Here is a 19,797-nt window from a genome sequence, read left to right as displayed (position 1 = left end):
GGCGCGGCTAGTGGCCGACGCGGTCGGCGTCGACACCGGCATCCGGTCCGAGCGAGAGGGTCGCGATCTGCTCGAGATCGGCGGCGTCGAGTTCGAAATCGAAGACGGCCAGGTTCTCGGCCATCCGGGTCGGAGAGCTGCTCTTCGGGATCGCGACCAGGCTGTTCTGCACGTGCCAGCGCAGCGTGACCTGCGCCGGCGACCTGCCGTGCTTCTCGCCGATCGCCGCGAGCACCGGCGAGTCGAGCAGCGAGCCGCCGGAGCCGCCGAGCGGGCTCCACGACTCGGTGATGATCCCGTGCGCGGCGTCGAAGGCGCGATGGTCGGCGCGGGGAATCTCGGGGCTGAGCTGCACCTGATTGACCGCGGGCACGACCTCGGTCGCCGCGAGCAGGATCTCGAGGTGGCGTGGCGTGAAGTTCGACGTACCGATCGCGCGCGCCCGGCCGTCGTGCAGCAGAGTCTCGAACGTGCGCCAGGTGTCGACGAACAGCCCCCGTTCGGGCAGCGGCCAGTGGATCAGCAGCAGATCGACGTAGTCGAACCTCATCCGGTCGAGTGCCGCCTGCAGCCCTCCGACCGCGCGGCCACCGCCCTGGAATCCGCCGTCGAGCTTGGTCGTGACGAAGAACTCCTCGCGCGGGATCCCGCTGCGCCGGATGCCCTCCCCCACGCCGGCCTCGTTGCCGTACTTGGTGGCCGTGTCGATGTGGCGGTAACCGAGTTCCGATGCCGCGACCACGGCATCCGCCGCCTGCGCGTCATCGAGCGGCCAGGTGCCGAGCCCGAGCTGCGGGATCGAGGCGCCGGTGTTGAGCAGGACGGACGGGATCGTGGCCACCGATCCAGCCTAGGCCGCGTCGGATGCGCCTCAGACGGCCAGGGCCGACATGCCGCGATCGGGGTTGCCGAAGCGATGGGCGGTGATCGAGATCGACTGCTCGCGCAGGAACGGCAGCATCTCGATGCGCCCGGCGCTCGTGACCGGACCGGCCCAGATCGCGACGTCCGGCGATCCGTCGATCGCGACCGACAGCTCTCCCGCGACCCGCGACCCGCGCGGTGCGACCAGACGCACCCGCGACGGGAGCTCGGTGCGCGCCCGCGCCGCGAAGGCGGCATCGCCCTCGATCACCAGCGACCGGATGCCGAACACGAGTTCGCCCCCGAGGTCGACCGCGCCGATCAAGGGCAGCAGCCCGGCCGGAAGCGGCACCGCCGAGCTCAGCCGCAACCGCGCGCGCGCCAGCACCCCGGCCGCGAGGGCACGGACGAACTCGGCGAGCGAGCCGCCCTCGGCGAGCCGGATCGTCGTCGATGCCGGGCGGTAGCGGAACACGTTGCGCTCGACGCCGAGCGCCGAGACGTCGCGCGAGACCGAGAACTCGGCATCCCAGGCCGCGGCATCCGAGAACGCCCCCCGGCGCACCGACTCGAACTCCTCGTAGTCCAGCGCCGGCTGCGAGGCCTCGATCACGGCGGACACCCGCGCATCCAGGCCCGCGAGCCCCAGTTCGCCGCTCGGCGGCGCGGCCACGGGCTCCCAGCTGCCGAGCACGTACAGGGTGTTGGGTCCGCCGGCCTTCGCGCCCGGTCCGACCGCCGAGCGCTTCCAGCCGCCGAACGGCTGACGTCGCACGATCGCGCCCGTGATGGGGCGGTTGACGTAGAGGTTGCCGGCCTGCACCCGAGAGAGCCAGCCCGCCACCTCATCCGGATCGAGCGAATGGATGCCGGCCGTCAGCCCGTAGGCGACCGCGTTCTGCAGGTCGAGGGCGTCGCCGAGGGTCGCCGCCTGCATGATGCCCAGCACCGGACCGAAGTACTCGGTCAGGTGGAATTCGCTGCCGGGCGCGACCCCGTCGCGCACGCCCGGCGACCACAGCCGTTCGGTGCCGTCGAGCTGTCGCGGCCTGACCAGCCAGCTCTCGCCCTCGGCGAGCGCCGTGAGACCGCGCGCGAGCTTGCCGCCGACCGGTTCGACGACCGGACCCATCTGGGTCGCCGGATCGTCGGGGTACCCGACCGCGAGCGTGCTGACCGCGTCGGCGAGCTGCCGCCGGAACCGCTCCGACTCGGCGACCGAGCCGACCAGGATCACGAGGGACGCCGCCGAGCACTTCTGCCCCGCGTTGCCGAACGCGCTCTTCACGACGTCGTTCACCGCGAGGTCGAGGTCGGCGCTCGGGGTGACGACGATCGCGTTCTTGCCGCTGGTCTCGGCCAGCAGGGGGAGCTCGGGCTTCCAGGAGCGGAACAGGGCTGCCGTGTCGTAGCCGCCCGTGAGCACCACCCGGCCGACCTCGGGCGCGGTGACGAGCGCTTGGCCGAGCTCGCCCTCATCCACGTCCACGAGGTCGAACACCTCGCGGGGGATGCCGCCCTCCCAGATCGCCTCGGCGAGCACCGCACCGCAGCGGCGGGCCTGGGGCGCGGGCTTCAGCACGACGGCGCTTCCCGCGGCGAGCGCCGACAGCACCCCGCCCGCGGGAATCGACACCGGGAAGTTCCACGGCGGCACGACCAGGATGAGGGGCTCCGGCACGAAGGTCGCGCCCTCGATCGAGTCGAGTTCCCGCGCCCGTGCGGCGTAGTAGTGGGCGAAGTCGACCGCCTCGCTGACCTCGACATCCGCCTCGGCGATCGTCTTGCCCGTCTCGGCCGCCATGACCTCGATCAGCCGGCCGCGGAACACCGACAGCACCTCGCCGACCCGGTCGAGCAGCTCGGCCCGGTCGGCTCCGGTCGTGCGGGACCAATCCGCACCCGCCGAGGCGCTGCTGCGGATGCGCTGCTGCAGAGCCGGCAGATCGCTCACCGCGGCGGCGGCGAGGGTCGCCACCCCGAGGCCGGAGTCGGCGCTGCGCTCGAGGATCGCGCGACCCCACTCGCGGTTGGCCGCCAGCGCCGGGTCGGTGTCCGGCTCGTTCTCGAACTCGGGCGGCGTGACCGGCAGGGCCGGGTGCAGCCGGTTCTGGACGCGGCGCGGCGTCGGCACCCGGTCGTCGAGCCCGGCGAGCGACGCCGCGAAGCGCTCCGCCTCCCGGGCGAACACCGCGGGGTCGTCGAGGTCGAACACCGCCGACATGAAGTTCTCGCTCGAGGCGTTCTCTTCGAGCCGTCGCACCAGGTAGCTGATCGCCGAATCGAACTCGTCGCCGCCCACGACCGGCGTGTAGAGCAGCAGGCCGCCGGTCTCTTTGCGCACGGCGTCGGCCTGGGCCGTCGCCATGCCGAGCAGCATCTCGACCTCCACCCGGTGGGTGACGCCACGGCGCTGGGCCAGAAGCCAGGCGAAGGCCAGGTCGAAGAGATTGTGACCGGCGACGCCGATGCGCACCGCATCCGTGTTCTGCTGCGTGAAGGCGCGCACGAGCAGACGCTTGTAGTTGGTGTCGGTCTCGCGCTTGCTCGGCCAGGTCGCCAGGGGCCAGCCGTGCACCGTCGCGTCGACGTGTTCCATGGCGAGGTTCGCGCCCTTCACGATGCGCACCTTGATGCCGGCTCCGCCGCGCAGCACGCGGTCCCGGGCCCACACGGTCAGCCGGTCGAGCGCGTCGACCGAGTCGGGCAGGTAGGCCTGCAGCACGATGCCCGCCTCGAGCTGTGCGAGCGACGGCGTGCTGAGCAGCGTCGTGAACACCGCGATCGTGAGGTCGAGGTCGCGGTACTCCTCCATGTCGAGGTTGATGAACTTGGTCGAGCGAGACGCCGCGGCCTGCTCGTACAACGGGGTCAGCCGCTCGACGACGCGCGCGACCGTCTCGTCGAAGCCCCACATCGACAACTGGCTGACGACCGACGAGACCTTGACCGACACGTAGTCGACGTCATCCCGGGCCAGCAGCTCCATCGTGCCGCCGAGCCGGCTCCGCGCCTCGCGGTCGCCGAGCACGGCCTCGCCGAGCAGGTTCACGTTGAGCCGGATGCCACGGGTGCGCAGGCGACTGAGCGTCGCGCCGAGCTTCTTGGGGTCGGCGTCGACCACGAGGTGGGCGACCATGCGGCGCAGCACCCCGCGCGCGATCGGGATGATCGGCCACGGCAGGATGCGCGCGAAGCCGCCGCCGACCGCGATCGCCGCGCGCAGGTACCAGGGAAGGAAGGCCGGGATGCGATGGGCGAGGATCTCGAGGTTCTTGCCGGCGACCCGCAGGTCTTCGGGGCGGACGACCTTGTCGACGAAGCCGATCGTGAAGTCCAGGCCGCGCGGATCCTTCAGCACCCCCGCCAGGCGGGCGGCACTCGGGTCGGGGGCGACCCCGGCGGTGGCCTTCAGCCAGCGCCGCACGAGGGCGACGGTCTCGTCGACGGACGGCAGATCGCCCGTCGACTTCGGTCGCACGGGCTCGTTCGGGGGGAGGGTCACTCCTCCAGTCTGGTCGGCGACGACCCGTCCCGGCCGCAATTCAGGAAGACGTGCACGAATCGTGCGCCGATCGGGTGTTTTGGGCGGTTCTTCCTGATCCGGCTGCGGTGGGAGGGGCGAACGAGGGCGGCGGATGCGGCATCCGGCTACGGCGAAGGGTGACGAGTACCATGTTCGCCATGGTGGCGGATGACGAGCTGAGCGAGGCGGACGGCGGCCTCAGCGACGCGGACTGGTCCGTCTGGCGTGACGTCATGGCGATGACGAGCCAACTCGCCCGCGAGCTGGACCGTCGGCTGCAGTCCGACGCGGGCATCTCGCACGCCGACTACTCGGTGCTCCTCGTGCTTCAGCGGGCACCCGAGCATCAGCTGCGCACCGGCGAGCTGGCCGAGCTGCTGGCCTGGGAGAAGAGCCGGGTCTCGCACCAGGTCGCCCGCATGGAGGCGCGCGGCCTGCTCGAGCGCGCCGAGTGCCCGACCGACGGCCGGGGCACCTGGGTGTCGCCGACCGACGCGGGCCGACGCACGCTGCTCGCCGCGGCGCGCAATCACACCGCGACCATCCGCGAGCTCTTCTTCGACGCCCTGGGCGACGATCAGCGCCTCGCGATGGGCGACGCCGCCGTGCGCGTGCTCGACCGGCTCAGTCCCGCGGCGTGCGAGCTCGCCGACGAGAAGGGCATGATGTCGCGCACTCGCGTGAGGGCGTCGGCCTGAACACCACCGCCCGCTACGACGTCGCCATCGTCGGCGGCGGTCACAACGGCCTGACCGCGGCGGCCTACCTCGCGCTGGCCGGCAAGCGCGTCGTCGTGCTCGAGCGTCTGGACGAGCTCGGCGGGGCCGCGGTCTCGGCGCAGGCGTTCCCGGGGGTCGACGCGCGGCTCTCGCGCTACTCGTACCTGGTCAGCCTGCTGCCGCGGCGCATCATGAAGGATCTCGGGCTCGACATCCGCCTCGCCCGGCGGCGCTACTCGTCGTACACGCCGCTGCCCGGACGCGACACCGGCCTGCTCGTCGACACGGGCGATCCGCGGGCGACGGCCGCCTCCTTCGACGCCATCGACGCGAAGCAGGATGCCGCCGCCTGGAACGAGTTCTCGCGCGACACCGCGCGCCTGGCCCGCGCCGTCTTCCCGACCGTCACCGAACCCCTGCCGACCCGCAGCGAGACGCGGCGGATGCTCGATGACGACGCGGTGTGGAACGAGCTGATCGAGCAGCCGATCGGGGCGACCGTCGAAGACCGCTTCGCGCACGATCTGGTGCGCGGCGTCGTGCTGACGGATGCCCTCATCGGCACCTTCGCCCCGACCGTCGATCCGAGCCTGGCCGCCAACCGCTGCTTCCTCTACCACGTGATCGGCGGCGGCACGGGCGACTGGGACGTGCCGGTCGGCGGGATGGGCGCGGTCACGAGTGCCCTGCACCGGGCCGCCCGTGAGGCCGGCGCCGAGCTGCTGACGGGTGCGGAGGTGACCTCGATCACCCCGGACGGCGAGCTGACCGTGCGCCGCGGCGACGTCGAGCAGCGCCTTGCCGCCGACACGGTGCTCGCCAACGTCGCTCCCTTCGAGCTCGCCCGGCTGCTCGGCGAACAGGCTCCCCGACCGGAGGGGGCCCAGGTCAAGGTCAACCTCCTGCTGCGCCGGCTGCCGCGCCTGCGCGACGCGCGCCTCGACCCGGCGGCGGCGTTCGGCGGCACCTTCCATGCCAACGAGGGATGGCGCGCCCTCGGCGAGGCGTACGACGCGGCGGTCGCGGGGCGCGTGCCCGATCCACTGCCGGTCGAGGTCTACTGCCACTCGCTGACGGATCCGAGCATCCTGTCGCCCGAGCTGCAAGCCGCCGGGGCGCAGACGCTCACGGTCTTCGCTTTGCAGACCCCCGACCGGCTGGTGACCGAGAGCACCAACGAATCCCGCCGCGACGAGTTGCAGGCGGCCGTGCTGCGCTCGCTCGACGCCGTGCTCGCCGAACCGATCGCGGATCTGCTCATGACCGACGCCGACGGCCGCCCCTGCCTCGAGACGAAGACCACGCTCGATCTCGAGCACGCGCTGCGCATGCCCGGCGGCAACATCTTCCACGCCCCGCTCGCCTGGCCGTTCGCCGAGGACGACGCTCCGCGGGCCAGTTCCGCCGAGCGCTGGGGGGTCGCGACGGCGCACCCGCGGATCCTGCTCTGCGGTGCCGGCACCCAGCGCGGCGGCGCGGTCAGCGGGCTCGGCGGGCACAACGCCGCGATGGCCGTGCTCGACGCGGACTGAGCCGGGCTAGGCGCCCGGCCAGAGGCTCGGCGCGGGCTCGCGCGTCGTCGGCAGGGCGACATCCTGCGACCAGCGGGCGGTCTTCGAATCGATGGCGTGGACGCGCAGGTCCTGGTCGACCAGGGCGCCGAGCTCGTCGAGCGAGACCGTGCCGCCCGAGCGCTTGAGGAACCGGGCCTTGACGATCGCCGAGGCGTAGATCTCGCCGTCGACGACGAAGCGCTGCTCGATGTAGGCCGCCTTCTCGTCGAACCCGCGCAGAGCGGTCTCGAGCATGAAGCGCTGACCGAGTTCGAGCGACTTGCGGTAGGTGATCGTCTGCGCGGCGACCACCGGGTAGTAGCCGGCCGTGGTGAGCCGCTTCCAGACCCCGGACCGCATCATCAGATCGATGCGGCCGAGGTCCATCATCGACAGGTAGACGCCGTTGTTGACATGACGCAGCGGGTCGAGATCGGTCAAGGCGACGCGCATCGGCATGCGCCCGACGTCGAGAAAGTCCAATCGCGACCGACGCGCGACGGTGAGCCGGAGCCGGAGCAGCCGAAGGAAGAGGTTCACCCGCGCCACGTTACCGGGCGCGGGTGAACCTCTTTGGGCTCTCTAGTGCCTGCCCTGCCCGAGCAGCGTCAGCAGCGAGAACGAGACGCCGCCGATGCCCGTGACGTCGTCGTACTTCGCCGTCGTCCTGAGCGTGGTGTCGGTGTCGAAGCTCACCAGGTAGCTGTTGCCGCTGGTCTTGCTCGTGTAGGCCACGGCCTGCCGCGGGTTCTGCGGCAGCACGTCACGGAAGGCGTTCGGCAGCACCCGGTCGAGCGCATACAGAGTCGGGTTCGCGAACCCGATCGTCGAGTGCGTCAGCTGCTGCACGATCGCGATCTGCGCCGCCGTGAGCGGGGATGCCAGCGAGGTCCCCCCGTACGTCTCGTTCTCGAAGGCGCCGGTCTCGAGCGTCGTGTCGTCGACGATCGGGCTGATGCCGATCGAGAACCCGGTGTACGGGTCGGCGAGGGCCGCGATGTCGGGCGAGACCCGCTGGCCGTGCGCGAGCGAGTTCGGCACGATGCCGTGCTGGTACCAGGGCTGGCCGAACACGGTGCTCACCCCGCCGCCCGCGCCGCCCACGAAGCGCGACCCGGGCAGCGCCTCGGCGTAGCTCAGGGCCCCGGTGCCCGGGTCGGCGACGATCTTGTCGACCGTGTCCCCCCATCCGGTCTCGTACGAGATCTTGCCCTTCTGATCGATCGCGAGGGTCGTCCCACCGACTGCGGTCACCCAGGGCGACGACGCCGGGAAGTCCGGCTGGGGTTGGCCGACGTTGGCGACCTCGTCGCCGTTGTCGCCGCTGGAGAAGTACAGGCCGACGCCCTCGCCCGCCGCCTGGAGGTAGAGGTTGTTCTCACCGGCGAGCACGTCGCTCGGCACCGCTTCGCCCAGGTCGCCGTAGCTGTTGCTCACGATGTTGGCGAGCTTGCCGTCGAGGATCTTCGACAGGGCGACATCGAGGCCGCCGCCGCAGTTGAATCCACCGACGTAGAGGATCTTCGCGCCCGTCGCGAGGCCGTGCACGGCTTCGACGTCGAGGGTCTGCTCACCCTGCCAGCCGCTGGGGAACGCACACGCCTCCTGGTCGACGAACTGGCTGGGATCCGGCACGATCTGGGAGTAGTTGGCCGCGGTCAGCCCCGGCTCGCCGAGCGCGGAGGAGTAGGTGTTGACGTCGCTCACGATCGAAGGCGAGGCGTAGGCGTCGATGATCGCGACGGTCTGGCCGGCGCCGTTCTGCGACCTCGGCAGCGCCGAGATGCCGTAGGCCGAGCGCAGCTGCGAGGGCGTGTAACCGCAGTTGTAGGTGCTGTACTGCGTCTGCCCGTTGTAGGCGGCCGGCACGGTCACGATGTTCTGGCCGATGTAGCTGGAGCACGGCGTCGCGATCGCGCCGGAGGGCGCCGCGGTCTGGCGCCCGAAGGACTGCACCCCGCTGTCACCCGGGATGTCACCCTGCTTGACCGAGTCGGGGTGCGTCAGCAGCCGCGACTGGTCGATCCCGACCCCCGAGACCTTCGCTCCGAGCGCGATGGGCAGCGAGGGCGCGGACGACGGCGCCGCGAGCGTGGTTCCGGCGTAGGAGTAGTCGTGCAGGCTCGTGCCGAACGCCGCGCCGAACTGCGCCGCGGTTCCGCGGAACACCACGTACTGACGGCTTGCCGGCACGGCGCTGATCGTGAAGCCCTGCGAGGTCAGGTAGCCGACCACCGCATCGCTGTCAGCCTGAGTGGGCGCGAAGCGCGCGATCCAGTCGGCCGCCGACAGCCCCTGTCGATACCCGATGCCCGGCGACGAGACGGCGGTCGCCAGAGCCGTCGCGGCCTTCGCGTTGCGCAGGGGGAGGTAGACCTCGCCCTCGAAGGTCGCCGTGGCATCCGCGGCCCCGACGTCGTTCGCCGAGGTCGCCCAGCGTGGAACGGATCCCGAGTAGCTGGTTCGATCGGCGGCGGAGGCGGCCGAGACGCCGGTCAGGCTGAGCCCGATCGCGGCGGCGAGGGAGGCGGCGATCGTCGCCGTCCTTCGGATGGACGCCTGACGGCGCGTGCGGTTGACCATCGAGTTCCTTTCCCTGTGAAAAGAGCGAGAGCTCACCCGGGTGACGCTAGACCGGGGAGTCCACCCCCCACAAGGGGGTACACGCCCGGTCCCCCGTGCGACCGACCCGCGTCGCGAGGGCACGATGGCGTGCTCAGCGCGCTCGGTGCTCGGGGATCGTCATGCGCGGACCATGCCGCTCGTAGCCGATACCGGCCGCCTCGATCAGGCGCACCACCCGCTGCCGCTGGCCACGCCACGGCTCCAGGAGCTCGAGCATTCCGTCGTCGTCGACCCGGTGCCCGACGAGCGCGGTGCCCACGCGCTTGCAGAGGTGGAGGTCGCCGACGCTCACCGCGTCCGGGTCGCCGTGCGAGCGCTGCAGGGTCTCGGCGACGGTCCATCCGCCGATTCCCGGGATGCTGCGGAGCTTGCGCTCGGCGTCGGCGAGCGCGTCGGCGGCGGCCCGCTCGAGCGACTCCCCGACGGCGGCGATCCGCATGACCGTGTCCGAACGCTGGGGACCCACGCCGGCCCGATGCCACTCCCACGAGGGCACTCGCCGCCAGACCCCGGCGGGTGGGGCGACCCGCATGCCGAGCGGGGCGGGACCGGGCGCCGGCTCGCCGTGCCGCCGCACCAGTTCGCGCCAAGCGCGTTTGGCCTCGATGCCCGTGACCTTCTGCGCGAGGACGGTCGGGATGAGGAAGGGGAGGATGCGCGCCGCCCGCGTCAGGCGCAGGCCGGGCGTGCGGTGGTGCAGCTCGGCCACGAGCGGATGCAGCGCCGGCTCGAACCCGGTGTCGTCATCGTCCGACCCGAGCAGCGCGGGCACCCCGGCGATGGCGAGCTCGGCTCCCGGCCCCCAGGCGGCGGCGTCGACTCCGCCCGCCCGCGAGACGAGGTGCAGGCTCGCGGCTCCGGCGGCGGTCGCCATCGTGAGCCAGGCGCCCCCGGCATCCCGCTGGAGGGTCGGGTCGGTGCTGCCCTGACCGAGCGGCGCCAGCGTCAACCGCAGCGACACCTCGCGGTGCGGCTCGTATCGGGTGCGGATCGGCTCCATCGAGGCGAGCCTATGCGGGTGCCACGACCTCTTCGTCCGCGACGCGGACCGGGTCGGCGAAACACGGCATGATGGTGGGGTTATGAGCATCGGAATCCTGACGAGCGGTGGCGATTGCCCCGGCCTGAACGCGGTGATCCGCGCGGCCGTGTTCACCGGCATCAAGCTGCACGACATGGAGTTCGTGGGGTTCCGCAACGGCTGGAAGGGCGTCGTCGACGGCGACATCATGCCGCTCGCCCGCCCGCAGGTGATGGGCATCTCGAAGCAGGGCGGCACGATCCTCGGTACCTCGCGCACCAACCCCTTCGAGGGTGGCGGCGCCGAGCGCGTCGCCGAGGTGATGGAGCAGAACGGCATCGAGGCCCTCATCGCGATCGGCGGTGAGGGAACCCTGGCCGCCGCGAAGCGGCTGACAGATGCCGGCATCAAGATCGTGGGCGTGCCCAAGACGATCGACAACGACCTCTCGGCCACCGACTACACCTTCGGCTTCGACACCGCCGTGCAGATCGCGACGGATGCGATGGACCGGCTGCGCACCACCGGCGACTCGCACGGCCGCTGCATGATCGCCGAGGTCATGGGCCGGCACGTCGGCTGGATCGCCCTGCACTCGGGCATGGCGGCCGGCGCCCACGCGATCCTGATCCCCGAGCAGAAGACCTCGATCGAGCAGATCTGCGAGTGGGCCGAGTCGGCACGCGATCGCGGACGGGCTCCCCTGATCGCGGTCGCCGAGGGCTTCAAGCTCGACACGATGGACGACGCCCACTCCGAGCGCGGGCTCGACGCCTTCGGTCGCCCGCGGCTGGGCGGCATCGGCGACCAACTCGCGCCCGAGATCGAGGCGCGTACCGGAATCGAGACCCGCTCGACGACCCTCGGCCACATCCAGCGCGGCGGGACACCGACGGCGTACGACCGGGTTCTCGCCACCCGCTACGGGATGGCCGCGATCGACTCGATCCGCGCCGGGCACTGGGGCCGGATGGTGGCCCTGCGCGGCACGCAGATCGTGCACGTCCCCTTCGAAGACGCCCTCGGCCGGCTCAAGGTCGTGCCGCAGAGCCGCTACGACGAGGCCGCCGTCCTGTTCGGATAGCCGTCCGCTGCCGCGGAGGTGCCAGACTGGTCTGATGAGTGGTGCTTTTTTCGTCATCGGCGCGGTTCTCGCGGGCATCGCGGCCCTGATCCACGTCGTGATCTTCTGCCTCGAGAGCGTGCTCTGGAGCAAGCCCGCCACCTGGAAGCGCTTCGGGGTGGCCTCGCAGGCCGACGCCGACTCCATGCGCGGAATGGCATACAACCAGGGCTTCTACAACCTGTTCCTTGCCCTCGGCGCCGGTGCCGGCATCATCATGATCGGCTCGGCTGCCGTGCAGCAGGGTGGCATCGCCCTCACGATCTTCGTGCTGTTGAGCATGCTGCTCGCCTCGATCGTGCTGATCACCTCGAACCCCAAGTTGCTGCGCGCGGCGCTCGTGCAGGGCGCCGCGCCCCTGCTCGGCATCGTCTCTCTCGTGCTCGCCCTGACGACCGGCGCCTGACTCCCGGCGGAATCGCCCTCTCCCGCTCCGCGCTATCGGTCGTGCCCCCCCCCACCCGGGGGCAAGCGCTCGACGTATCGCTGACCTAGAGTTAGGAGAGTCGCTTCGGGGGAAGCGAGTATTGCGACGCTGGGGGGCAGCGCAAGATGGTTCATGGTACCTTTTCGCCGATTGGCCGGCGGGTGACGATCGCTGTGATCGCGGTCGCCCTGGCCTTAACCGGGATGCTCGTGGCGCCGCTGTCGGCGCAGGCGGTGACATCCGAGTTGAACGGCCAGACCGCTCCGGTGACGACCGCGTCGGGTCCCGTGTCGGTCTACAGATTCTGGAGTCCCAAGAACTCGACCCACTTCTACACCGCGTCCGTCTCCGAACGCGACACGATCATCGCGAGCTACCCCACTTCGGTCTGGACGTATGAGGGAGTCGCCTATAACGCGTTCCTCACGCAGGAATCGGGAACCATTCCGCTCTACCGATTCTGGAGTCCTCGCCTCAGCGGGCATTTCTACACGGCATCCGAATCCGAGAAGAACTCGATCATCGCGGGCTATCCCAGTTCTACATGGACCTTCGAGGGGGTCGCGTTCTACGTCTATCCGACCGACACGACCGTCGCCGGCACTGTCGCGGTATCGCGGTTCTGGAGCCCCCAGAACCAACACCACTTCTATACCGCATCGGTGTCCGAGAAGAACTCCGTCATCGCGAGCTACCCCGCCGAGATCTGGACCTACGAGGGAGATACCTTCCGCGTTCCGTCGACGACGCCGTCGTCCGCAAGCCCGCCTGCCAGCGCGACTCCGGCCTCTCCCGCGACCTCTTTGTCGGCTCTGCCACGGGTGCCCTGGTACGGGGGGCCCGCCTACTATGCCAAGTTCCCGAAAGCGGCCGCGTCCGGGTGGTCCGACCCCTCGTTCTTTCCGATCTCGGTGTTCCTCGGCAAGCCAAGCCATGCGTCCTCCCTGAAGGCGATTGGCATCAACACCTACATGGGTGCCGAGCACGATGGATCGGCGATCTCCACGATCACCAGTCAGGGCATCTCCGTGATCGCTCAGAACGAGTGGACACAGGCCGAGATCGGCAACGATGCTCGAGTGGTCGGGTGGCACGCGTCCGACGAATGCGAGATGGGCTTGGGCGGGTGCGACAGCACCACCGAGGCCGGCCGCCTCGCCCAGCAGACGGCGTACGTGACGAAACTGAAGTCCTACAACGACGGTCGGTTCGTGCAGGCAAACTTCGGCAATGGCGTGCTGGGGTCGTTCTGGGCTCCGACCACGATGAACGCCCAGGTGGGTCTCATGGACGTGTCGAGCGTCGACAAGTACGCGTACACCAGCCCGGCCGTCGACAGCATCATCCCGGGCTCACCGTTCTGGACGACCGGCAAGAACCCTATCGGCGCGAGCACCTACGGGTGGCTGACTGACAGGATGACGAGCTTCTCGAACGCGACGAAGCCGAACTGGACTTTCGTCGAGACTGCCATGCCATTTCTCACCGAGGCCGGCGCCCGCACCATCACCGGAGACCAGATCGAGGGCGCGGTGTGGAACTCGATCATCCACGGGGCGTCCGGCATCGCCTACTTCCAGCACAACAACAACGGCTGTGGAACCTACTCGCTGATCAGTTGCGGGGACACGTTGCGCGCCAAGGTCGCCCAGATCGATTCCGACGTCCAGTCGCTCGCGCCCGTGATCAACACTCAGTCATACCAGTGGACGTTCGGCCCGCACCTCGAGACATCTCTCAAGGCGAAGGACGGCTTCGCCTACATCTTCGCCATGACCGACGGGGCGACCGGCGCACAGACCTTCAACCTCCCCGCCGGAGTCACCGGGACCGTCACCGTCGTCGGCGAGAACCGCACCATCCCCATCACGGGCACGACGTTCGTCGACAACTTCGCCGCCGAGTACTCCCACCACATCTACAAGATCGCACTCGGATAGGAGCCTGAACCCGCGCGGATCAGGCCGACGCCGCGGCCGCGGCTCGCGCCGCAGCCGGCAGCGCCGCCACGATGCGCTCGAGCGCGCGATCGTCGTGCGCGGCCGACAGGAACCACGCCTCGAACACACTCGGCGGCAGACCGACTCCGGCATCGAGCATCGCGTGGAAGAACGCGGGGTACCGCCAGGCCTCCTGGGCCTTGGCGTCCGCGTAGTCGCGGACCGGCTCCGCGCGGAAGGCGAGCGAGAACAGGCTGCCGGCGCGCGGGATGACGTGGGCGACCCCCGCCGCGTCGAGTGCCTCATGCAGGGCGCCGGCGACGACATCCGCCGCGCGGTCGACCCGCGCGTACACCTCGGGCGTCGCCGCCCGCAGGGTCGCGAGCCCGGCCGCGACCGCGAGCGGGTTCCCGCTGAGCGTGCCGGCCTGGTACACCGGCCCGAGCGGGGCGAGCTGGTCGAGCAGCTCGGCCCGCCCGCCGACGGCGGCCAGCGGCATCCCTCCACCGATGACCTTGCCGAAGGTGATCAGATCCGGAACCCAGCCGGCGCCGTCGGGAACGACCCGGGCGGCCTCGAGGCCCCACCAGCCGGCCGGACCGACCCGGAAGCCGGTCAGCACCTCGTCGAGGATCAGCAGCGCGCCGTTCTCGCGGGCGATGCCGGCGAGCGCGCGATTGACGCCGCGATCCGGCCTGAGGACCCCGGCATTGGCGCCGGCCGCCTCGGTGATGACGGCCGCGATGCGCCCCGGATGCGCCGCGAATGCCGCCCGCACGGCGTCGAGATCGTTGTACGGCAGCACGAGCGTGAGCGCGGCGATCGCCTCGGGCACGCCCGCGGATCCGGGCAGTCCGAGGGTCGCGACCCCCGACCCCGACTCGGCGAGCAGGCCGTCGGAGTGCCCGTGATAGTGCCCGGCGAACTTGATCAGCAGATCGCGACCGGTCGCACCGCGGGCGAGGCGGATCGCCGTCATGGTCGCCTCGGTGCCCGTCGAGACCAGTCGCAGTTTCTCGATGCCGCGGCTGCCGGTTCCGGGGCCCGTCTCGACGCACAGCCGATCGCGCACGAGCTCGGCCAGCTCGGTCTCGCCGGGGGTCGACGCGCCGAAGGAGAGCCCGCGACTCGCCGCTTGCTGCACCGCTTGCACGACCGCGGGGTGCGCGTGGCCGAGCAACGCCGGCCCCCAGGAGCAGACCAGGTCGACGTACTCACGCCCCTCGACATCGGTGACGTACGCGCCGCGGGCCGACACCAGGAAACGCGGCACGCCCCCGACCGAGCCGAACGCCCGGACCGGCGAGTTCACTCCGCCCGGGATCGCCGCCTTGGCCCGCGCGAACGCGGCATCGTTCGCGGCGGTCATGCCCGCGCCCAGCGCTCGGCGGCCTCGATCGCCCAGTAGCTCAGCACCGCGTCGGCACCGGCACGACGGATGCCGAGCAGGGTCTCGTCGATCGTGCGCTCCCGGTCGATCCAGCCGTGGGCCGCCGCGGCCTCGACCATCGAGTACTCGCCGCTCACCTGGTAGGCCCAGACCGGAACCGGACTGGATGCCGCGGCATCCGCCAGCACGTCGAGGTACGACATCGCCGGCTTGACCATGACCACGTCGGCGCCCTCCTCGACATCGAGCAGCACCTCGCGAGCGCCCTCGCGCCGGTTGGCCGGGTCGAGCTGGTAGCTGCGCCGGTCGCCCTGCAGCGACGACTGCACGGCCTCGCGGAACGGGCCGTAGAACGCCGAGGCGTACTTGGCGGCGTAGCCGAGGATCGCGGTGTCGAAGTGGCCCGCGGCGTCGAGCGCGTCGCGCACCGCCCGCACCTGGCCGTCCATCATGCCGCTGAGCCCGAGCAGCGCCGACCCGGCGTCGGCCTGCGCGAGGGCCATGTCGCGGTAACGCAGCAGGCTCGCATCGTTGTCGACGCGACCCGCGGCATCCAGCACACCGCAGTGCCCGTGGTCGGTGAACTCGTCGAGGCAGAGATCGGTCTGCACGACGAGCGCGTCGCCCACCTCGGCGACGGCGATGCGGGTCGCGACGTTGAGGATGCCCTGCGGCTCGGTCGCGCCGGACCCGGTCGCGTCCTTGCGCTCGGGCACGCCGAACAGCATGACGCCCCCGATGCCGGCGCGCGCGGCGCGCTGCAACTCGGCGCGGAACGAGTCGAGGCTGTGCTGCACGACGCCGGGCATCGAGCCGATCGGCACGGGCTCGTCGACGCTATCGCGCACGAACATCGGCAGGATCAGTTCGGCCGGATGCAACCGGGTCTGCTGGGTCAGCCGTCGCATCGCGGGGGTCGAGCGCAACCGGCGCGGTCGGATCACCGGCCGCCAGTCGGGGCCGTGCCCGAGTCCGCCCGTGCCGGGCCTCTGCTCGCTCATTCCGCCTCCGCGTATTCGACCAGGGCCGCGATGAGCGAGCCCGAGGACCGCTCCTCGGCGATCACGTGCACCGGCAGTCCCGCCGCGCGCGCGTCGAAGGCCGTTCGCGGGCCGATGCACGCGACGATCGTCTCGGGCGGCAGCGGCGCCAGCTGGGCGGCGAGCTGCCGGGCGACGCTGCCCGAGGTGACCAGGACGGCGCGGATGCGGCCCGAGGCGACATCCGCCGCCACCTCGGGGGTGACGGGCACGCCGACCGTCCGATAGGCCGTGACGAACTCGACCGCGAAGCCGAGTTTCGACAGCCCCGCGACCAGGGTCGGCTCGGCGATATCGGACTGCGGGATCAGCACGCGCCCGCGGATCTCGCTGGCCGGCCATTCCTTCACCAGCCCCCGCGCGGAGTTGTCGCTCACGGGCACGAAGTCGACCCGGTAGCCGGCCAGGCCTAGCGCCGCGGCCGTGGTCTCGCCGACGGCGGCGATCCTTGTCGACTCCGGCACCCGGGTGCCCTGGCTCGTCAGCACGTCGACGGTCGTGGCGCTCGTGATGACGATCCAGTCGAACTGGCCGTCCTGTAGTTCGTGGAGGGCGTTGGCGAGCGCGGACGGATCTTCGGCGCTCGCGAAGTTGATGAGCGGCGCGATGACCGGAATGGCGCCGTGGCCGCGCAGCGTCGCCGCCACCTCGTCGCCCCACTTGCCTCCGCGGGGCACGAGCACCCGCCATCCGGCGAGCGCCTTCGAGGCGGTCACTCGGTGCCTCCGGGGCCGTCGAGCTCCCGGCTCGCCGCGAGGGAGGCCAGGTCGGCGGCGCCGGCCGAGAGCAGCTCGTCGGTCACACGGCGGGCGAGCTCACCGACCGGGTCGGGCACGTCGTCGGGGTAGAGCGCGTGCGAGCCCGTGAGGTACTCGCTGCCGTCCTCGCGGTAGACGCGCGCGCTGAGGAAGAGCAGCCCGTCGTCGAGCAGCGCGTGCGCCCCGATCGGGGCCGAACAGCCCGCCTCGAGCAGGGCGAGCACCGCCCGCTCGGTCTCGGCGGTCAGGCGCGACGGCCGGTGCTCGATCTTGGCCACCGCGGCCTCGTCGCCAACCCGGGTCTCGATCCCGAGGGCGCCCTGGGCGGGGGCTGTCGGCCAGCCGTCGATCTCGAAGTGCTCGGTGATCGCATCGCTGCGGCCCAGCCGCTCCAGGCCCGCGGCGGCCAGCACCACGGCGTCGAGGTGCCGCTCGGCGTCCTCGGCTCCGACGCGGCCGAGCCGCGTGTCGACGTTGCCGCGCACGTCGACGATCTCGAGGTCGGAGCGCCGGGACAGCAGCTGCGCCCGGCGGCGCGGGGAGCCGGTGCCGACCCGCGCTCCGGCCGGCAGCTGGGCGAGAGAGAGCCCGTCGCGGGCGCAGAGCGCGTCCCGCGCGTCGACCCGCTTGGGGACCGCCGCGATCGTGAGCCCGGGCATCGGCGCGGTGGGGAGGTCTTTGAAGGAGTGCACGACGGCATCCACCTCGCCCGCCAGGAGCGCCTCGCGCAGGGCAGCCGCGAAGACACCCGCGCCACCGAGCGACGCGAGGGATGCCGTCGAGCGGTCCCCCTCGGAGTGGATGACCACGAGCTCGGCTCCCAGCCGCGCCGCCACCGTCTGCGCCTGGGCCAGTGCCAGGGCGCTGCCCCGGGTGCCGATCCGCAGGACGCTCACGGCGCGAGCCCCGCGATCGCCGGCCGGAAGCCGAGCCGGGCGTTCTCGCAGCATCCCGGACGGCACACGTCGTACCACGGCCCCAATTCGGTCAAGGCGGGACGCTCGGCGACCGGCGTGCCCCGGAGCCGCTCGACGACGAGATCGGCGAGTCCCCGCACGTAGGCGGGGTGCGTGCCGGGCGTCGGGGTGCGGATCGCGACCAGGCCGTGCTGCTGCGCCACCTCGGTCGCCTCGGTGTCGAGGTCCCAGAGCACCTCCATGTGGTCGCTCACGAACCCGAGCGGCACGATCACGACCGCCTGCACGCCCGCCTCGGCGAATCCCGCGATCACCTCGTTGACATCGGGCTCGAGCCACGGCTGGGTCGGCGGCCCCGAGCGGCTCTGGTAGACGAGCTGCCAGGGGATGTCGGTGCCCGCCTCGCGCACCACGACCTCCGCGACCGCGCGATGCTGCGCGGCGTAGGCGCCGCCCTCGCCGAAGTCCCGGTCGCGGGGTCCGCTGCGGTCGGCGTCGGCGGTGGGGATGCTGTGGGTCGAGAACAGGATCCGGATCGCGTCCTCGCCGAAACCGCGCTCCACCAGATCGGCGATCGCCGTGCGCAGGCCGTCGACGAAGGGCTCCACGAATCCGGGGTGGTCGAAGAACTGCCGCACCTTGTCGATGCGCAGTTCGCTTCCCAGGCCCGTCGTGTCGAGCGCGGCGGCGAAGTCCTCGCGGTACTGGCGGCAGCTCGAGTACGAGCTGTAGGCGCTCGTGGCCAACCCGAGGAGCGTGCGGAATCCGCGCTCGTGAGCCGCGCGCAGCGCGTCCGCCAGGTAGGGCTCCCAGTTGCGGTTGCCCCAGAGCACGGGCAGCTCGAGGCCCCTCGCGGTCAGCTCGGCCTCGAGGGCGGCCCGCAGCACGCGGTTCTGCTTGTTGATCGGGCTGACCCCGCCGAAGTGGCGGTAGTGGTGCGCCACCTCCTCCAGGCGTTCGTCGGGGATGCCGCGGCCCCGCGTCACGTTGCGCAGGAACGGGATCACGTCGTCCTGGCCCTCCGGCCCGCCGAAGCCGGCGAGCACGACCGCGTCGTAGGCGACGGGCGAGGTCACGTGCTCAGGACCGGATGCCGCGGCCTCCGTCGCCGCGACGACGGCGAGCTGCGCACCGTTGTTCGTGATCACGCAATGACCTCGGCGACCTCGTCGACGCCGATGCGTCGACCGGTGAAGAACGGCACCTCTTCGCGAACGTGGCGACGGGCCTCGGTGTTGCGCAGATGCCGCATGAGGTCGACGAGATGGATGGGGTCGTCGGCCTCGAGCGCGAGGATCCACTCGTAGTCCCCCAGGGCGAAGGCCGCGACCGTGTTGGCCTGCACCTGCGGGTACTCCGACCCCTTGCGCCCGTGGTCGGCCAGCATCCCGCGGCGCTCGTCCTCCGGGAGCAGGTACCAGTCGTAGCTGCGCACGAACGGGTACACCGTGACCCAGCCCTTGGGCGGAAGCCCGCGCATGAACGACGGGGCGTGGCTTCGGCTGAACTCGGCCTCGCGGTGCACCCCGAGCGCGTTCCAGGTGGGGGCGAGCGGCGACAGCTCGCTCGTGCGGCGGAGGGTGCGCAGCGACCGCTGCAGGCCGTCGGCGGTCGCGCCGGTCAGCCAGATCAGCAAGTCGGCGTCGGCCCGCAGACCCGACACGTCGTAGAACCCGCGCAGGATGTCGCCCGAGGCCTCGACCTCGGCCACCGCTTCGGCGAGGGGCAGGGTCTCGGACGCGCTCGCGTGCGGATCTCGCCGCAGCACCGCCCAGAGCGTGTAGGCGGGGACCGCGTCGGATGGATCGGGCGAAGGAATCGAGCTCGTGCTCACCCCCCCATCCTCTCCTGAGAGCGGCAGGGGCGCGAATCCACGAGCGTCGGTCCGTTTCTG

The 19,797-nt window shown here is 71.4% G+C and carries 16 protein-coding genes; 5 read left to right on the top strand and 11 right to left on the bottom strand.

What is annotated here, in order from left to right:
* Positions 1–7: 7 nt before the first annotated feature.
* Positions 8–841 (bottom strand): aldo/keto reductase, encoded by an 834-nt coding sequence (locus ACFPJ4_RS08805; protein ID WP_386740032.1) that lies wholly within the window; start codon positions 839–841, stop codon positions 8–10.
* Positions 842–871: 30 nt separating this feature from the next.
* Entirely contained in the window at positions 872–4,369 is a 3,498-nt protein-coding gene (locus ACFPJ4_RS08800) for a bifunctional proline dehydrogenase/L-glutamate gamma-semialdehyde dehydrogenase (RefSeq protein ID WP_386740031.1), read from the bottom strand.
* 170 nt (positions 4,370–4,539) lie between these two features.
* Here ACFPJ4_RS08800 and ACFPJ4_RS08795 point away from each other — a divergent pair, with 170 nt between their 5' ends.
* On the top strand, positions 4,540–5,088 hold the full coding sequence (locus ACFPJ4_RS08795) for a MarR family winged helix-turn-helix transcriptional regulator (protein ID WP_386740030.1): 549 nt from the start codon (positions 4,540–4,542) through the stop codon (positions 5,086–5,088).
* Positions 5,085–6,641 (top strand): phytoene desaturase family protein, encoded by a 1,557-nt coding sequence (locus tag ACFPJ4_RS08790; RefSeq protein ID WP_386740618.1) that lies wholly within the window; start codon positions 5,085–5,087, stop codon positions 6,639–6,641. The genes ACFPJ4_RS08795 and ACFPJ4_RS08790 overlap by 4 nt, the downstream gene beginning before the upstream one ends.
* Positions 6,642–6,647: 6 nt before the next feature.
* Here ACFPJ4_RS08790 and ACFPJ4_RS08785 read toward each other — a convergent pair whose 3' ends face one another.
* The 3 genes from ACFPJ4_RS08785 to ACFPJ4_RS08775 form a co-directional block, all read right to left on the bottom strand.
* The gene (locus ACFPJ4_RS08785; protein WP_386740029.1) at positions 6,648–7,202 is read right to left on the bottom strand and encodes an acyl-CoA thioesterase; all 555 of its coding nucleotides are present in this window, start codon (positions 7,200–7,202) and stop codon (positions 6,648–6,650) included.
* A 42-nt stretch (positions 7,203–7,244) separates the two neighbouring features.
* On the bottom strand, positions 7,245–9,245 hold the full coding sequence (locus tag ACFPJ4_RS08780; protein ID WP_386740028.1) for a S53 family peptidase: 2,001 nt from the start codon (positions 9,243–9,245) through the stop codon (positions 7,245–7,247).
* Positions 9,246–9,378: 133 nt separating this feature from the next.
* Positions 9,379–10,287 (bottom strand): DNA-3-methyladenine glycosylase family protein, encoded by a 909-nt coding sequence (locus ACFPJ4_RS08775; protein ID WP_386740027.1) that lies wholly within the window; start codon positions 10,285–10,287, stop codon positions 9,379–9,381.
* An 82-nt stretch (positions 10,288–10,369) separates the two neighbouring features.
* Between ACFPJ4_RS08775 and ACFPJ4_RS08770 the strand changes: the two genes are divergently transcribed.
* The 3 genes from ACFPJ4_RS08770 to ACFPJ4_RS08760 all read left to right on the top strand — a co-directional run bounded on the left by ACFPJ4_RS08770 (position 10,370) and on the right by ACFPJ4_RS08760 (position 13,798).
* Entirely contained in the window at positions 10,370–11,392 is a 1,023-nt protein-coding gene (locus ACFPJ4_RS08770) for a 6-phosphofructokinase (RefSeq protein ID WP_386740026.1), read from the top strand.
* Positions 11,393–11,426: 34 nt separating this feature from the next.
* A complete protein-coding gene (locus tag ACFPJ4_RS08765; RefSeq protein ID WP_386740025.1) occupies positions 11,427–11,837 on the top strand; it encodes a DUF1304 domain-containing protein in 411 nt (136 codons plus the stop codon).
* A 182-nt stretch (positions 11,838–12,019) separates the two neighbouring features.
* The gene (locus ACFPJ4_RS08760) at positions 12,020–13,798 is read left to right on the top strand and encodes a hypothetical protein (RefSeq protein WP_386740024.1); all 1,779 of its coding nucleotides are present in this window, start codon (positions 12,020–12,022) and stop codon (positions 13,796–13,798) included.
* 19 nt (positions 13,799–13,817) lie between these two features.
* Here ACFPJ4_RS08760 and hemL read toward each other — a convergent pair whose 3' ends face one another.
* The 6 genes from hemL to hemQ are packed head-to-tail and all read right to left on the bottom strand — an operon-like array spanning position 13,818 to position 19,737.
* The gene (gene hemL, locus ACFPJ4_RS08755) at positions 13,818–15,167 is read right to left on the bottom strand and encodes a glutamate-1-semialdehyde 2,1-aminomutase (RefSeq protein ID WP_386740023.1); all 1,350 of its coding nucleotides are present in this window, start codon (positions 15,165–15,167) and stop codon (positions 13,818–13,820) included.
* On the bottom strand, positions 15,164–16,189 hold the full coding sequence (gene hemB / locus ACFPJ4_RS08750; protein WP_386740022.1) for a porphobilinogen synthase: 1,026 nt from the start codon (positions 16,187–16,189) through the stop codon (positions 15,164–15,166). Before hemB ends, hemL begins: the two co-directional genes overlap by 4 nt.
* A complete protein-coding gene (locus ACFPJ4_RS08745) occupies positions 16,186–16,944 on the bottom strand; it encodes a uroporphyrinogen-III synthase (RefSeq protein WP_386740021.1) in 759 nt (252 codons plus the stop codon). Before ACFPJ4_RS08745 ends, hemB begins: the two co-directional genes overlap by 4 nt.
* Complete coding sequence (gene hemC, locus ACFPJ4_RS08740; RefSeq protein WP_386740020.1) at positions 16,941–17,882, bottom strand: hydroxymethylbilane synthase; 942 nt, start codon at positions 17,880–17,882, stop codon at positions 16,941–16,943. The genes ACFPJ4_RS08745 and hemC overlap by 4 nt, the downstream gene beginning before the upstream one ends.
* The gene (locus ACFPJ4_RS08735; RefSeq protein ID WP_386740617.1) at positions 17,879–19,048 is read right to left on the bottom strand and encodes a ferrochelatase; all 1,170 of its coding nucleotides are present in this window, start codon (positions 19,046–19,048) and stop codon (positions 17,879–17,881) included. The genes hemC and ACFPJ4_RS08735 overlap by 4 nt, the downstream gene beginning before the upstream one ends.
* Positions 19,048–19,737, bottom strand: a complete 690-nt coding sequence (gene hemQ / locus ACFPJ4_RS08730) for a hydrogen peroxide-dependent heme synthase (protein ID WP_386740019.1) — start codon at positions 19,735–19,737, stop codon at positions 19,048–19,050. The genes ACFPJ4_RS08735 and hemQ overlap by 1 nt, the downstream gene beginning before the upstream one ends.
* Between the last annotated feature and the right edge of the window lie 60 nt (positions 19,738–19,797).

It is taken from the genome of Lysinimonas soli (assembly GCF_042655435.1).
In the GTDB taxonomy this organism is placed as follows: Bacteria; Actinomycetota; Actinomycetes; order Actinomycetales; family Microbacteriaceae; genus Lysinimonas; species Lysinimonas soli.
This window is presented reverse-complemented; position numbering and strand designations above follow the sequence as displayed.